The organism is Dyella dinghuensis, from assembly GCF_003977615.1.
GTDB lineage: Bacteria > Pseudomonadota > Gammaproteobacteria > Xanthomonadales > Rhodanobacteraceae > Dyella_B > Dyella_B dinghuensis.
In genome coordinates this window covers 1-17,133 of sequence record NZ_RYZR01000003.1, presented here as the reverse complement: position 1 = coordinate 17,133, position 17,133 = coordinate 1, and the positions used below count along the sequence as shown (strand labels likewise).

The following is a 17,133-nucleotide window of genomic DNA, read 5'->3' as shown; positions in this document are numbered from 1 at the left end:
CTAAGGCGAGTTCGCCGGCCAACACTTCGCCACATCACCATCAATGTTTTGAGGGGATTGGCCTTAGGCGAAAATCGTTTCGCGATGGTAGCGTCGTTCGGCGCGAAGCGCGCTTAGTTACGTACGCTTGTTACGCACTTCTTCAATGAAAGAGACCAGAGCGCGCAATCCGGCAGGTTGATAGCGATGCCGCGAGTAATAGAGGCACAGTCCTGCCGATGAGGGAGTGAAGCCATCCAGTACTCGGTGAAGCTTGCCCTCGCGGATGCTCTCGCTGACCCACCATTCGGCCATGTAGGCCAAACCCGCCCCAGCCAGTACAGCCTCGAGCATTAAGCCAGCATCATCAAGCGTGACTTGGCCTGGCACATCAAGCGTAATGATTCGGCCATCCTGCTCGAATTCCCAGCGATACATGCTGCCGCTTGGCATTCGCGCACGAATGCAGGTGTGGTCAAGGAGATCCTGTGGTGTCTCGGGCAACGCCCTGCCCTCGAAATACGCTGGCGATCCGACCACGGTAAACCCCTCAATGGATTGAATGGGTATCGCAATCATGTCCCCCGGCACCGTATCACCCGGCCTTATGCCGGCATCGAAGCCCTCGGCCACGATATCGATGAGACGATCCTCGGTGACTAGATCCACGTGCATCTCGGGATAAAGGCGTACAAACTGCAAAATAATCGGAGATAGAACGCGCCGCGCCGCGCCCACGGAACTGTTGATTCGCAACGTTCCAGCGGGCTTATCACGATGACTGTTAACCGTCTCCATCGCATGATGGATCGCCCCTACAGCTGGTTCGATTTCCGCTAGAAATTGCTCGCCTGCTGGCGTCAATGAGACGCTGCGTGTCGTTCGATTGAACAGCCGAACACCCAATCGGTCTTCGAGCCCCGCGATCGTCTGGCTGAGAACCGTTGGAGAGAGGCCCACATCGGCGGACGCCGCGCGGAAGCTCCGTCGCCGTGCGACGGCTATTGCTGCTTCTAGTTCTACGATGCCGACCTTTCGCATTATCCATATTCCTGCATCGACTCGTGATCTATCGTGCGGATTATCATAGACATTCGCAAGACCTATTCTGGTTGCCATCGCAACGGTAGGTAATCAGACATGCAAGAAATCACTCAAATCTATATCGATGGCCGGTTCGTCGAGCCTCACGGAACCGAGCTATTTGATCTGCACAACCCCACGACCGGAGAGGTATTCGGCCGCGTTAGGCTGGGGGATGCGCATGATACGAAAGCCGCCATCGCTGCCGCAAAGCGTGCATTTCCGGCGTGGTCACGGAGCACGAAAGCGGAACGCATTGCCCTTCTACGCCGCCTTCATGAAGCAATGGAAGCTAGGAAGCAAGTGTTGCGGGACGCAATCATTCTTGAATACGGCGCACCGGCTTCCCGAGCGACCTGGATGGCAGCTCACGCATCCAACAGCTTCATGGACGCTGCGCGTGCGTTGGAGAGTTTCGATCTGACGCAACGCATTGGCAACGCGGACGTGATCATGGAAGCCATCGGCGTGGTGGGGCTGATCACCCCATGGAATAGCAATGCTGGCTTTATCTGCAACAAGCTTGCTTATGCGCTAGCCGCTGGATGCACCGCGGTCATCAAGCCTAGCGAGATGAGCGCAACTCAGACGCAGATAGTCCTTGAAGCGCTGCATGATGCAGGTGTACAGCCCGGCCTGTTCAACCTGGTCAATGGACGAGGCGACGTGGTGGGCGCAGAAATCACCGCAAGTCCAGACGTATCGAAAATCTCTTTTACTGGTTCCACAGCCGTGGGCAAGTCAATCCTTCGCGCGGCTGCCGACACGCTCAAGCGTGTGACCTTGGAACTTGGCGGCAAGTCACCGACGATAATCCTTGACGACGCCGACTTCGCTACTGCGATTCCCTTGGCGCTCGAGGCCGGTTTCGCGAACAGCGGCCAGGCTTGTGTTGCAGGTACTCGCATCCTCGTTCCGGGTTCGCGACTTGCTGACGCGATTGCAGCGATACAGGTTAGCTTCGGAAAAATTAAGGCGGGCAACCCGAGCGATGCCACTACAACCATTGGGCCGATGGTAAGCCAGACACAGTATGAGCGAGTCCAAGGCTACATTCGACTTGGGATTGAGTCAGGCGCCACCCTTGTGGCGGGCGGTCAAGGCCATCCTGAAGGACTGGGCGGCTACTTCGTGAAGCCGACCGTTTTCGCGCATGTCACCAATGACATGACGATTGCCAGAGAAGAGGTTTTTGGCCCTGTGCTGTGTTTGCTGACTTATGAGGACGAAGCAGAAGCCATCGCGATTGCCAATGACACGCCCTACGGGTTGCAAGCCTATGTCATCTCGTCCAACCCGGATCGCGCGAAGGTGGTAGCGAACCAGATCGTGGCTGGACGTGTCGTCATCAATGGCGCACCGCACGACCCGTCGGTCCCTTTCGGCGGATTCAAGCAATCAGGCATCGGCCGCGAATATGGCGTATTCGGACTACAGGCCTATGTTGAGCCCAAGGCCGTCCTGGGCACGGCTGCGGCATGAAAGAGAGCCATTTAAACGCCCCATTTCGGACTGACTAACCGAGCACGCGCTTCTGTAAAGCCCAAATCGGCGCTTTCGTTTTCCTTCGGCAGAAAGGAGTTCCAATGCTGCACATGTTGAAAAAAAGCTCATATGCGGGCCGTTCAAAAGTGCCTAAGATTGCTTTCGCAATATGAGTGGTTCAGCGCATACATCTAGCTCTGGGGGATCCAGCTGTTTTCTCGGAATCCTTGCCAGTTGCCTTAATTGAACGGCGGCAAGGTGGCAATACGACGGGGTGTAGGGTCTAGAGCGCAATGCCTCCGTAGAGAGCGAAATTTGGAGCACTCCCCTTCTCGTCTCTTTTCTATACAGAGACGGTGAAGTGCACCTTGCTTTAGGGACCCGGGCGGCACGCTGCCGCCGGGTCGCTAGCTCAAGTGTTGTCTTACCTTTTTAAATGTGGAGTCTCATCAGGGTGCGGGTGGTGCCGGCGGCGCATGGACGTATGCTCTCCAGGCAATGAGGAGATTGGTCGTGTTCACCGAGCCCAAACCAGCCGCAAAGCTCCATCCTGGTTGAGCCCCAAACGCCTTGTTGCTTACACCATAAGTGGAAGGAGCGGCATCCGTAGTGGTCAACCCGACTTGTCCTGGACCAAGATCACCAAAGGTATCGACCAACGATCCATAGAAATAGCAATTAGGGGTCGTCGCTGGAGCAATACCTGGGTTTACTGACTCATCGATTTGAACGCAATTAGTGGAAATAGAACCCCGCGTCACGTTATGAAACACGCAACCACTTGTGCCATTGGGGCCGTTGTCTGCATTGCACGCAGCCAAACTAGCAGGAGATGAACCGCTGGCATTGCCGTATTCTTCGGCCGCCAGTGTATAGAGCGTTGGTGCCGCATTGCCTTGATCAGCGGGCAAACCGCGCGCCGCGATGCCCTGATCGATAAGAGCCTGGATTCCGGCAAACATCGGCGTGCTCAACGCAGTGCCTGATTCCAGATCCACCGGACCTGACCAGCCCGGGGTGCAGGGATAACTGGAGTTACAGGCAATGAAGTAGGTATAGCCCCCATAAGAACCAGCAAAAAGCGCAACATCGGGAACGTCACGCCACTGGTCCGTTGGCGCGTTATATACCTGACTCTGCCATGCCGGCTTCGCATCGACCGAAGACGGAGCCCCACTTCCGGCGGTGGATGTCGTGTAAAGACCATCAGGGTCATATGCCAAGTAGTAATCCTGGCAGAAGGCGACAGCGCTGTTATACCCAAGAGCCTTCGCAGCCACACCATTGCCGCAAGACTCATTCCACGCAATCTCCGGCACATAAGACAGCGCCGACCCACCTACCACGCTGGGAGTTGCCGCGAAGTATTTGCTGGTCGTCCCGTCCAACACATCGCCCAGGTCCGTACCACCAACGGCAGTAACATGAGGAGAGGTCGCTATCGCGTTAGCGTCTATAGCGCTGACTCCATTGATGGTTGGTTGCTCCTGACCAGCCCCACTAGGGTCGTACCCGAAGCCTGCATTGGAACCACCGTCCCCCGCAGCCGTGAATACAGAGATACCTTCTGCATCTGCCTGTGCCCACATCAAATCGATAGCTGTCTTGCTAGTGCTATCCGTGCCAAAAGTTCCAACGTTATTAGTATATTCCTGCAACTCACCGCCAGTTGCGCTGGCACTGATGATATCGGGTCGATTGGTGCCATTGATTATGTTTGTCGCAGCAATGAACACGCCACCAAAGAAATTACTTGTCAACTGATTGCCGTTGGCGTCGTAGTCCCCGCAACTAGCAACCTCGATGTTCGCACCCGGTGCAATCGCGGTTGCCCATTCCGCACCCACCACCACCGACTCGGACTCTCCCCATACGGCAACAGGGACATCGACACAGTTGTTCGAGCCGTTCACGGGTGCTGGATTGATGAGATTGAATGTTCCTCCATACTGGCCCAAATTGAATGTGCTTACGAAATTGGCCCAATCGGAGGGCAACATATCGCCATTCGCGACAATCGCAATAGTGATGCCCTTGCCTGTCACACCGTTATTGCGGATTGTCCGTATCCCATACATAGTGACGAGGTCATTCGGCGCGAGACCACGCGTACCACCATCGACATTGAAGCCAACGGCTTGGCTGATACGCTTCGCCGAGGCTGTCGTAGCCTCAGCAACATCTTTGGTGATAAGACTTTTTTTCGTCTCATTCCATTGCCCAACCTGCGATTTCGGATGCAATGCAGCCACGTGCATGTCATTCAAACCCATAACACCTGTGACAACAGGCTCTAGCGCCGCTGGGATGCTGACATCATCCGCATTTGCCAGGTGCTTGATGTTACCAATCGTATAGATGTTTTCCCGCGTGTGAAACGCACTATTCACCTGTCCCGCCGTACCGCTGAAGTCAATCTCAGTCTTGTTGGGGTACACATTATTGACGGTGAAGCCTTGCGCGGTTAGCCAGGAAGTTACGGCCGCGATATCGCTGTCGACGACCCCGAATGATTCTCCAAACTGTTGCGGCGTCAGCCATTGATGGAATTGCGCTGAATTCGGATCATGCTGGCTCGCAATCAGCGCCTCCATGTTTGCAGTGCGCGCCGCACTGGGCCTTAGCACCAACTGTAAGTGATTCATCTCGACCGAATTGGCCAGAGGAACAATCGAAGATGCTTGAGAAATCAATCCTGGATGCGATTTTGGAATGGTGACTAGGGTACTGTTGGTAACGGACTGCGTTACTCGCGGCGCTTCAGCGGCACTACGGCCTAAAATAGCCGTACTACTGACCATTGGCTGCGCCAATAGTATGCTGGGTTCGCTGGCCAACGCTGCAGCGATAGCCGCACTGAGAACAAAATGCTTCGCTTTCATGATGAAGCCCCACAGAAGTTGATTGAAAATTGATGGCGCGTGCCAGGACTATGGTGCGACGGTCGCCGCGGGTGCATGGACAAACGCGCGCCATGCGATCAGCAAGTTCGTAGCGTTCACGGAGCCAAGCCCGGACGTAAAACTCCAGCCTGGTTGCGCACCGAAGGCCTTGTTAGACGGTCCATAAGTCGTCGGCGATGCATCAGATGTCGTCAACCCCAGTACGGTGTACGGACTTTCAGCCCCCTGTCCGTATATGTAACAGTTGGGCAATGCAACAAGCGGACTTATAAATTCCTCGCACTGCGTGGAGTTGGAGCCACGGGTGACGTTGTGGAATACACAACTGCTGGTTCCAGCCGCTCCGTTGTTGGCATTGCATGTAGACAAGCTGGCTGGCGGCGTCCCAATCGCCCCACCATATTCTTCAGCTGCCAGCGCATAAAGCGTGGGTGCCGCATTGCCTTGATCTGCTGGCAAACCGCGCGCCGCGATACCCTGGTCGACCAACGCCTGGATGCCCGCAAACATAGGGGCGGATAACGACGTGCCCTCTACCAACTCCACTGGCGTACTCCAGTCCGGCGTACAGGGATAATTGGCAGTACATAGAATGACGGATGTGTAGCCTCCATAAGATCCAGCGAACAGCGACACATCGGGAAGATCGCGCGACTGATCATTCGCGGCATTGTATATTTGACGTTGCCATGCAGGCTTTGCGTCTACAGAAGATGGGCCGCCACTGCCCGCTTCGGACGTTTGGTAGTTCCCCCTAGGATCGTGCTTCATCAAATCCAGGCAAAAGGCGACGGCGCTGCTGTAGCCCAGGGACGTCGCCGCGACACCGTTTCCACAAGATGTATTCCAGGGGATTTCCGGCACGTAGGACAATGCCGATCCGCCTACCACGCTCGGCGTGGGTGCAAAGTATTGGCTTGTTGTGCCATCGAGAATGTCCGCGAGATCGGTCCCACCCACTCCAGTATCATGCGGTGATGTAGCAAAGGCATTTGCGTCAACCGCCGCATTTCCTTGCCCGGTGCTATAGATAATCCCTCCGTTGAAACTCGGGTTGGAACCGGAGTCTCCGGTGGAAACAAACACCGAAATTCCTTCAGCATCGGCTTGTGCCCACATCAGATCTATCGCCGTTTTACTTGAGCTGTCCACGAAGAACTCGCCAAAACCATAGCTAGCGCTGATGATGTCTGGTCGTGTGTTGGCGTTGATCAGGTTCGTAGCCGCAATAAATACGCCCCCAAAAAAGTTGGTGCTCGAAGGGCCCGACTGGTCTGCGTTGTAATCAGAACACGAAGCAACTTCGATGTTCGCACCTGGTGCGATGGCGGTCGCCCACTCTGCATCTAAAATGGTTTCATCGGACTCACCGAAAGTCGCCACCGAAGGATCGTTACAGTTGTTGGCCCCGCTCGATGGCGCAGGATTAATCAGGTTGAACGTACCACCATACTGAGCAAGGTTAAATTGACTGACAAAGTTACTCCAGTCTGTCGGCACCATGTCGCCGCTTTCAACAACCGCAATGGTGATGCCTTTGCCGACCACGCCGTTGTTGCGAATTGTCCTGATACCGTACATTGTGACCATATCGTTAGGTACCAAGCCACGCATGCCGTTAGTGAATGGCATAGCTTGTCCGATCGACTTCGAACCGACCATCGAATTCGTGGAAGTGTTTGAGACAAATCCATTCTCTGATTTACTCCACTTTGCAACCTGTGATTTCGACTTTGTATGCAGCGCCGTGGGGTGGACGTCACTGAGCCCCATCACACCTTCAATCACTGGACGCAATGCTGTCGGGACGCTGATATCGCCGGCATTCGCCAGATGCTTTTCACTTCCGATTGTGTAGATATTTTCCCGCGTATGGAACGCTTGACTCACCTGTGCTGCAGTACCGGTGAAATCAATTTGCGCTTTGTTCGGATAGACGTAATTGACTACGAAGCCCTGGGCTGTTAACCAAGACGTCACAGCCGCGATATCGCTATCGACGACACCAAAGGAATCACCAAACTGCTGCGGCGTCAGCCATTGATGGAACTGGGCGGACGTGGGATTGTGCTGATTTGAGATCAGCGACTCCATTGCCGCCGTACGAGAGGCACTAGGTTTGAGCACCAGTTGCAGGTGATTCATGGTGGCCGTGTCGGCCAATGGCGCGCTCGATGTTGCCTGCGCGACGAAGGCTGGGTGGGTCTTCTGGATCGTCACTACGTTGGCATTGGTGATGGTCTGTGTGACGCGAGGCGCTTCCGGTGTGCTAACACTTAAAGGCGTCACATTACGAGTAACCACCGATTGCGCCAGTAGCGCACCCGGCGCATTGGCCAGTACCGCAGAAATCGCTGCACTGAGGATGAAATACCTTTGTCTCATGGATGAAATCCCCATCATGTACTTTGCTTAAAATCTGATGGCGCACCGCCCGGCTGACTTTTGGCAGGCACGTCGCGTGTTGATATCACTTCGCTTTTCTCACACCGTCATCACACCCCTCGCGTCTATCCTTCCTACAAATCATCTTTCGTGGCATTTCCACGCTAAATCCTGTCCATAGGCAGCCATCGCCGTTCCGGTCAAGAAACGGCGAAAATACGGCAATGATTTCTTTTGCTCAAAGATGATGGCTTCGCAAATCCCGACCCCCGTCGAGATACATGACCGCCTGCGCTAACCATATGAGACCTTTGAGCCCCGACTGAGTATCAGCCTGGTAAATAGACCCATCAATAGAAAAGTGTGATTAGCTTCACTCTTGATTTACATACGTCACTTAACCAGTCGACAGGGCGCCGAGACGCTTCACAACGTCATGGATCGCGATTTGAGCAGGGGCCATGAGAGGCGTTTTGAGTATTTATCTCTTGCGATCCTTTGTTGGAACGCGTCTATCGCGGCACATCAGTCACGCTAAAACCTTTGAAAATCGCTCCACAGGTTTTCCACGATCCAAATTTCCTATTCACTTAAGAAACAAGTGCCGATCGTTCCACGTAAAAGCAACGCGCGGATAAATGGTAGTGAGTCGCTGAATCCTGCTTCTTCGTCGGCGTTGGACTACTGGTGGCGACGTCGTTCAAGCTGATGGGCCAACTCAAATTAGATGCCTTTGGTTGCCCCCAATGTTGCCCCCTTCCATACCCCACGTAAAATCTGTCTCCTTTTGCACAAACATCCATGCCATCGAGCCATATGCATGTCATGGCGAAGACGAAGACCCGACGCAATTTCCGTGGCGTATATTCAATGAATCTTTCCAAGCGTCGCCTTAATTAAACAAATAGCTATGAAGATATACGTCTGAAGAAAAGAGCCACCATTCCTGGTCAACACGGGCAAAAAAAAGCCACCGCGAAGGTGGCTTGCCAGATGGTTTCTGAGAGTGCGTGCCCTGGGGAGCACCATCTTTGGCGTCTTAGTATCGCGCGAAAACCATTACTGCGCATGGATAATAAGTCATATCAATCTGAATAGACGGCTAAAGCAGCTTCCTCTAGAAGCCGTTACCCCATATGAATCGCGAACAATGCACCGAGCGGACCTCCCAGGAAGAAGTAGTTGGTCTAACTCCATTGGCCACGCACGGCAAACTTATCTGAAATAAGCATGACGTCTTCGATAGATTTGATTGGGTAAGTCCACACCCGAAGGTCGCATGCGTTCACGGTAAAACTTGCGAGCACAACGAACACAAACAGCGGTTAAATGTGGGCAATGCGATTGATCAAAAAAACGCTATTGCGATCTAGCATTGGGGCCGTATTCAAATACAAATAGGCCATCCAAAATCCACTCAGCACGAAGAACAACATCACACGTAACCGACCACATCCATCCTAGGAATTTACCTTGAAAGAATATGTTCGACGCATGTGACGAAAACACGGTTAGCGCCGCAACGCCATGGATGCCGTCGAGAACGGAGATGTTTCGTGGCATCGAGACGCAGGGCATGATCAACGCATAGCCTTCGTTAAAACCGCCTACCCAAGGCGCAACCCTACCGCGGGTTGGACGATCCCTTGAAATCAAATCTCAACGCCCGCCTCCGCTAGAAATGCGCGCACCTCACTCATTTGCATCGCGTACTTTTTCCACCTACCCGCCGCTGCCCGGTAAATGGGCTCCCTTACCTGCACGGAACTTGCTGTCGCCACCGACGCTGAATTGTGCTCGAAACGCAGACACGTTTCACTCCACGGCAACCCGCAATGCGCCACTATGGCTCGAGTCGTTGCCTCCACGTCTGTGACCAACGTTTCGTATTGCACTTCAAAGATGCGCCCGGGGAACGTTCGCTTCCAATGCGTCATGAGACGATCGAACGCGACGTAGTATTTCGCCGTATCGAGTAAATCCAACGCATAATCATGGAACTCGGCACCCGGTGAAAACAACTCACGAAAATTGCTCAGACAAGTGTCCATCGGATCTCGCCGCAAACAGATAATGCGTGCGTTAGGCAGTGCATGTGCAATGTGCCCGATATAGAGAAAATTGTGTGGCTTCTTGTCGATAAAATGTGGTTTGTTATCCGTTACGGGACGAGTGCTAGTTAGGTACTTCTCACCAAGCATCCGCCACGATATCGCCTTACTTGCAACAATCGTTTCCACCTGTAACCCTGGGCGACTGCCATAGCCGGCGAGCTGCTTCAGCACGATACCGAAATTCGATAGCTCGCCCATTGAATGCACCTGGGGATGGCTGGATAGAATGCGCTCGACTAGCGTAGTTCCTGTACGTGGCATCCCAACCACGAAGATGGGCTCCGCCGTTGGGCATCCCGCCAGATCAGAATGCCGCATCGGAAACGCGTCCATCAGCGCCGTAAAGATATCTTGATAATCACGGATGGCCTCAGTGCGCTCCCGCCGTGCTATCGCCTTACCTTGGGAAAGATGCTCGAACGCCAATGCGTACTCTTGCAAATCCTCGTATTCCTTACTCAAAGCCATGTGCAGATAGGTTGATGCCGTCGCGTTACTTTGAGTTTGTGACAACAGCGAAAGAAGCTGCTGCACATGATTTTTGGCGGGTGTTTGCCGCCTAAGCTTTGAGCGCTTGGCATACGCTCTCCAGTCCTGTGGATTCAGAGCTAAACAGGTTTCTAACGTCGCCTGCGCGCCATCGATATCGCCGGTGTAGACCTGCGCCATGGCGTAATCAAAATGAATTGCGGCGTTTTTGGGTGCGCGTTTGACCGCCTCACGCAAAGCGCACACCGCCCGTTCATGCACATTGCACCGCGTGTAAACCATCGCCAAGGTATGAAACGTCAAAGCATTGTCAGGTACTAGATTGAGCGCACGATTAGCTGCGCGCAGTGCGGAATTTGGCATATTGGCAGTGGACAACGCCCGCGCAAACTGTGTCGCGTAGGCGGCATTACTCGGGATTAGGTCGGTCGCTTTACGCAGACATATCAACGCCAATTGCCAGTGCTGTAACTCCAGCGCGGCGAGGCCCGCAATAAACCACGCGCTGTCATGAGCGGGTAATTGCCGCGTAACCTCCTGCGCCAACTCCCCTGCCCGCGTCCAATTACGCAGCTTGAAGGCAGCGACTGCTTGGGCATGTAGCGACTCAGTGCCCGATTGCGCGGTTGGAAAATTGGGTTTCGCGAACACCTCAGTCATTCCACACAACTCCTGCGTCATGCAGCAACGCGCACAGTTCTTCCAAGTATGGCGAATAGTTTTTCCAGCGCCCCATAGAACCGCGATGTAACGGCTCACGTACTTGTACCGAGCTCGCAGTGGTCACAGGTGCACTGTTTTCATGATGGTGAAGGCAACTGTCGCGCCAAGGTAGATCACAATATGCAAGCAAATTCCGCGTTGTGAATTCTTGCTCCGTCACCAAGTCTTCGTAGTTAAGTTCCAAAATACGGTCTGGAAAAAGGCGTTTCCAATACGCCATCAAACGATGAAATCGAACGTAGTAGTGGCCGGTCTTCATTAAATCGAGTGAGTAATCGTGGAACGGCGACCCTTGTACGAATAGCTCCCGAAAGTTACTCAGACACGTATCAAGCGGATGGCGGCGCAAACATATGATCTTTGCTCGCGGCAAAGCCTGTGCGATGAAGCCGATATAAAGAAAGTTGTGTGGCAGCTTGTCGACGAAACGCGGCTTTCCGTCAGTTTGGGGTCGGGTACTACTTAGGTAGCGCTCACCCAATTCCAAACGACGCAAAAACGCAGCCTGCGTGATCGTCTCACCATCCAGCAAATGTGGCGTCTGGGTGGAAGACAGCTGCTTGACCGCAAGCCCGAAGTTTGGCAATTCCCCGGCACCGTAGACATATGGATGATTGGACAAGATGCGCTCAACCAACGTGGTCCCCGTACGCGGCATACCCACCACGAAGATCGCCTCATCAGTGCGGCAGCCATCCATCTCCGAGTGCGGAGCGTCGAAAGCCACATGCAGTGCGTCGAACAGCGCATCATCATGCTGTTGCGAGTTGACATGCAATGGCGGAACGGAAGCCTTACCTTGCCGGTAATGCTCCCATGCGTGGGCATACTCGCCGATGTCCTCATACTCCTTTCCCAGTGCCATATGGGCATACACGTGAGCAGAAGTCCCTCTCGGCGTCTGATTGGCTAAGGTCTGGAGTCGCGTCAGATGATTGACCATCGTGGTCTGACGATGAAGCCGCGACAACATAAAATGAGCCAGCCCATGACCTGGATTGAGTGCGATGACCGTTTCCAATTCGCCTGCTGCTGCGTCGTTGTCGCCTGCGTACATCAAGGCGTTCGCGTAGTTGAACCGGAAAGATGCGTTGAGCGGCGCGCGCAGTGCCGCTTCGCGAAATGCTAAAGCAGCGCGCTCATGCGCATGGCAGCGGGTGTAAATCACGCCAAGCGTATCAAGCAGCAATGGATCGCTAAGTGTGAGGCTGGCAGCGCGATTCGCCATTCGTAGCGCTTCGCCACACGTATTCGTCAAGCTCAACACCTTGGCCCATTGCACCACATATTCCGCACACTCAGGCGCCAGCTGTATTGCTTGGCGAAGATGTGTCACCGCTTGTGACCAGTTCTGCTGCTCCATTGCCGCGACACCAGCGACATAACACGACGGCGAGTGCTCTGGCGTAAGGTCCAATTGACAGACGGCGAGATCGTAGGCCAACAGCCATAGCTGCTGCTGTAGCGCTATGACTGCACGTGCGTGCAGGTGAAATGGCTCTGACGTCGCCGCCATCATTGCCGCTCGCCTCGCACACGCTGCATTAGCGCAATTGGTGCTGGGCGATAAGAAATCATGACAACCCTGCGACTTTTTGAGCCGTGGATTCGACGTCGACGCGAGCACACAAATCGGCCACACCTTGTGCAGCACCAGTATCTCCCTGAACCACCAACATCAAAACGTCGGTACGACGATCCAGTGCTACGATCGTTTGCCCCTGAGCATCGAACTGTGAAATGCCAAAGGTCAGTAGGTATTGCTTCGGCAACAGATTCGCCTGAAACGCCCATCGCATTACCATCACGCTACCTGCATCGTACGTGAGGAGCTCACTGCGTTCGATGAACGAATTGGTGCTGTACACCAACTCGCCTTCCACCGTGCGCACCTTGATACCAAGAATTACCCGGCTGACGGACTTGACGCAAACGTATTTGACCAATATTTCTACTCGCTGCCCCGGGCTCACCATTGGTATGCCCGAACGACCAACCAGATAAGCATCAGCAACCAGAGCGTCACCATTGCCTACGCGAATTTCATCGCGGTTGTAGCCGCTGCGAATCGATAACACATCCTCGGCACCCAGCGCCAACAAACTGGTGGCAGCACGTTCTGGAGATTCCACACGCTCGGCCGCCAACACCTGTGTGGTGTCGTCATGCCTGATATGCGTGCCAAAGAGGCGTTTCATGTAGTGAGTCACAGCGCCACGCACGGGGCCGTCATAAGACTTTCTGCCCTCATCAATGACGATGCCACGATCACAGAGGCGCTCGACAATGTCGGTGGAATGGGTTACCAGCAATAAGGTGCTACCCGCTTCCTGCAATTCCTGAATGCGTCGATGGCATTTGCGCTGAAAATAGATATCGCCGACGGCCAGGGCTTCGTCGACCACTAAAACTTCTGGCTTAACTGCCACCGCAACGGCGAACGCTAAGCGTACGTACATACCACTTGAATACGTTTTAACCGGCTGATGAATGAAGTCGCCAATTTCAGCAAATGCCAAGATGGTATCTAATAGCTCCGCCACCTGCGCACGCGTCATGCCCAATAAACCCGCCTTGAAATAGACGTTTTCAAGGCCAGTAAATTCCGGGTTGAAACCTGCGCCAAGCTCTAGCAATCCTGCTACCCGCGCATTGACTTCCAACGCCCCGGTCGTTGGCGGTATCAACCCGCATAGGATCTGCAAGAGTGTGGATTTTCCAGCGCCGTTGCAACCTATGATGCCGATGGTCTCGCCAGGCCAGACCTCCAGGTTAATATCTTGCAGCGCCCAAAATTCCTTGGCGTAGCGATGCACACCAAACGCTTGAAGAAGACGATGATGAGGATGCGCGTAGCTTACATAGCGCTTGCCGATGCCGCTCGCACGAATCAGTGGACGATCTTCGCGTACTGCTGCATCGCTTGAGTGCATCATGCGATCACTTCGGCGGTCGTGCGTGTGGCATGCAATATCTCATTTCGGTCGCGCGGTGAGACGCTTGCCGGCTCAACGCACAACGCTTGACGCAACACTGCGACGATCCGCTCCGACGCATGCCCATCACCGTAGGGCGATACACCACGCGCAACCTCCTGATACGCGAAGGCATCTTCCAATAAGCGAGACGCTTCAGCCACGATACGCACCTCGTCAGTTCCTACTAAGCGCACGACGCCTTCGTCCACCGCTTCGGGACGCTCGGTTTCTGAGCGAAGCACCAAGACAGGTTTGCCCAGCGCGGGTGCTTCTTCTTGTACGCCGCCCGAATCGGTAAGAATTAAATACGCGCGTTTTTGTGCTTCGACAAATGCGGTGTAATCCAGCGGGCCACACAGATGAATGCGGGGGTGGCCACCCAACAAATCGTGTGCGACGGTCAGGATGTTCGGATTAGGATGTACGGGATAGAGAACTTCGGTATCCGGATACTTTTCCACCAGCATGCGAATCGCGCGACAGATAGCGCGAAACGGTTCCCCAAAGTTTTCACGGCGATGAGCGGTCACCAGGATCAACCGTTTGGAGGGATCCAATGGAAGTGCCAGCGGATGATCGTAGGCCGCCACTTGCAGGAGAGAATCGATCACGGTGTTGCCGGTGAGATGAATCTGCGCCTTATCGACCCCTTCATCCAGCAGATTCTGCCGTGAGCGCTCCGTCGGAACAAAATGCCAGCGCGCCAAGTGGCCTGCCATTCGCCGATTCATTTCTTCAGGAAAGGGGTTGTGCAAATCATGCGTCCGCAATCCCGCCTCTATGTGCCCGAACGCAATGCGACGATAAAAAGCAACGAGAGCGGCGGTCATCACCGTCGTCGTGTCGCCCTGCGCGAGCACCACATCGGGTGTCAGTCGAGCGAAGGTACGGTTCAATGCGCCGATCAATCGTTCGGTTAGCTGTGGCAGTGACTGATTCGCACGCATGACGTTCAGGTCCACGTCCGGGCGGATAGCGAAGAACCGCAACACCTGATCTAGCAGATCACGGTGCTGAGCGGTCGTCAGCACCGATACTCGTGCCCAGGGTTCGCGCTGCAGCGCCACGATCACTGGCGCCATTTTGATCCCTTCTGGGCGCGTTCCAACGATGCACAATACATGCTTACGGCTTGTCATGGTCTCCCCTTGAAAGGTTTTTGCAGAGGTGAGGCAACGCTTAGCCATAACGGTATTTGTGGGGGATCCATTCTCCCCATTTGGCTTCGTACAGCGCCTTGTTCTTCAGGAAAAGTGCTTGGCGAGTGTCTCGCTTGAGCTTGTTGAACGATGCCGATAGGTGATGATGGATGAACACGTCTTCCGCACAGGCAATCCCCCACCCCGCTCGCTCAACGCGGCGGCAATAATCGTCATCTTCAAAAAAACCTAGACCAAACGCTTCATCCAAGAGGCCGACTTGCTCGTACACCTCCCGACGCAGCATTACACAGAAGAATGCCGCAGTTCGCAGCTCTGTTCGCTTGCCTGCATGGCGCAAAGTGTATTCGGCGGCGACATGCACCATTTCTTCCATCGTGGCATAGTGAATATCGATGCGCGCTTCGTTTCCAATGTTATTGGTGACTGGCCCAATGACACCCAGTGTGTCGGAGCGATGCATATGTGCAAGCAATGTCGTAATCCAACCCGGCGTCACGTACGTATCGTTGTTAAGCAAAACGAGGTAATCACCTGATGCTGCCGCCAGCCCCTGGTTATTAGCAGCTGCAAAGCCTCGATTCTCCGCATTGAGTAACACGCGTCGCTGCGAGCCAGCTTGCTCCCACGTTGCAAGGTATGCGCGTGTGTCATCAGTGGAGGCATTGTCCACTACGATCGTTTCGAGGTTGGCGTAGTCGGTGTACAACTCCAAGCTACGGAGGCACGCCTTCGTGAAACCGCAGTTATTGTAAGTAACCACGATCACGCTTACTCGTGGCTGCGGCAGCGCATCCACGCCGCGCAGTAGCTCCTGTACGCGATGAGTCCAAGTTTGACTCATCGCAAACGCTTGCCTGTCGGCTTTCTGACTTGCCAAAGGGCGATGATGCAAAGCCTGCGCTACAGCATCCAAGAAGCCTGCATGATCGGAAGCGGTGCGCACCAAATTGCCAAACTGCTGCATCTCCGGCAATTCAACCGACACGACCTCCTTACCTGCGCTTAGATACTCATATACCTTGACTGGGTTAGTAGCCAAGGTCAGCGGTATTACCCTAAACGGTAGCAGACATACGTCGAAACCCGCCAAGTAGAACGGCAGGTTTGCATAAGGGACTTCGCCGACGAACTCCACGTTCTCCAGGTGCCCCAATCTTGCACGCGCTCCAGTGCTGTCCATGCCAACTAGCAAGATCAAGTGATCGTGGAAGCGTTGAGCTAGTTTTTCTAATAGATCCAGATCCATCCACTCGGCGATCGCTCCGAAATAGCCGATCACAGCGCGTCCGTGTTTGTCCTGAAACGCGACATCTGGTGCTGCGGAAAAGTGTTCGTACTGGCACGCATTGCGCACCATCCAACGCCGTGGGTTGTATTTGCCCGCCTCCTCGAACAACCAATCAGATGTGACCACAAGTAAATCGGCCGCACGCATCAAATCGTGCTCCCACGCGAGCACCTCAGCGCTATTGGTCAAGAAGCCGCCATGGTGGTCCATGCAGTCATAGATCAGTCGTTGGTTGGGTATAATCCTTGCTGTCTCCCGCCAATACGGGTGTTGCACCAATGACAGGGCGGCTCGCGTACGCGTCCACGCCAGTAGGCTCCCCACACTGGCGCGTAATTGTTGCAACGCGGGCTCGTCTGGCACACCGTAATAGATACCGGGCGCACCACTGAGGTGCAGTTGGACTCTAAACAAGCGTCCGTGCTCGTCTAATGGATCGACCCGAAAACCGGGCTCGGCGTGATCAACGAAATTGTTGGAGATATAAAACACCCGATGCCCGCATGCGGCCAGTTCCCGTGATAGATGCTGTGGCCGTTGCGT

The 17,133-nt window shown here is 54.3% G+C and carries 9 protein-coding genes; 1 reads left to right on the top strand and 8 read right to left on the bottom strand.

The window, feature by feature from the left end:
* Positions 1–117: 117 nt before the first annotated feature.
* Complete coding sequence (locus tag EKH79_RS03245; protein ID WP_126672370.1) at positions 118–1,020, bottom strand: LysR family transcriptional regulator; 903 nt, start codon at positions 1,018–1,020, stop codon at positions 118–120.
* Positions 1,021–1,119: 99 nt separating this feature from the next.
* Here EKH79_RS03245 and EKH79_RS03240 point away from each other — a divergent pair, with 99 nt between their 5' ends.
* Complete coding sequence (locus tag EKH79_RS03240) at positions 1,120–2,544, top strand: aldehyde dehydrogenase family protein (protein ID WP_126672369.1); 1,425 nt, start codon at positions 1,120–1,122, stop codon at positions 2,542–2,544.
* Between the two features lie 452 nt (positions 2,545–2,996).
* Here the strand turns inward: EKH79_RS03240 and EKH79_RS03235 are convergent, their stop codons facing one another.
* The 7 genes from EKH79_RS03235 to EKH79_RS03205 all read right to left on the bottom strand — a co-directional run.
* Positions 2,997–5,429 (bottom strand): S53 family peptidase, encoded by a 2,433-nt coding sequence (locus tag EKH79_RS03235; RefSeq protein ID WP_126672368.1) that lies wholly within the window; start codon positions 5,427–5,429, stop codon positions 2,997–2,999.
* 48 nt (positions 5,430–5,477) lie between these two features.
* Positions 5,478–7,835, bottom strand: a complete 2,358-nt coding sequence (locus EKH79_RS03230; protein ID WP_233590165.1) for a S53 family peptidase — start codon at positions 7,833–7,835, stop codon at positions 5,478–5,480.
* Positions 7,836–9,487: 1,652 nt separating this feature from the next.
* Positions 9,488–11,098, bottom strand: a complete 1,611-nt coding sequence (locus EKH79_RS03225) for a tetratricopeptide repeat-containing sulfotransferase family protein (protein WP_126672366.1) — start codon at positions 11,096–11,098, stop codon at positions 9,488–9,490.
* Positions 11,091–12,680 (bottom strand): tetratricopeptide repeat-containing sulfotransferase family protein, encoded by a 1,590-nt coding sequence (locus EKH79_RS03220; RefSeq protein ID WP_233590164.1) that lies wholly within the window; start codon positions 12,678–12,680, stop codon positions 11,091–11,093. The genes EKH79_RS03225 and EKH79_RS03220 overlap by 8 nt, the downstream gene beginning before the upstream one ends.
* Positions 12,681–12,735: 55 nt before the next feature.
* A complete protein-coding gene (locus EKH79_RS03215) occupies positions 12,736–14,097 on the bottom strand; it encodes an ABC transporter ATP-binding protein (protein WP_126672365.1) in 1,362 nt (453 codons plus the stop codon).
* Entirely contained in the window at positions 14,094–15,326 is a 1,233-nt protein-coding gene (wecB, locus tag EKH79_RS03210; RefSeq protein WP_233590163.1) for a non-hydrolyzing UDP-N-acetylglucosamine 2-epimerase, read from the bottom strand. The genes EKH79_RS03215 and wecB overlap by 4 nt, the downstream gene beginning before the upstream one ends.
* The coding region (locus EKH79_RS03205; RefSeq protein WP_126672364.1) for a glycosyltransferase at positions 15,319–17,133 on the bottom strand (1,815 nt) is incomplete at its 5' end. The genes wecB and EKH79_RS03205, both read right to left, overlap by 8 nt.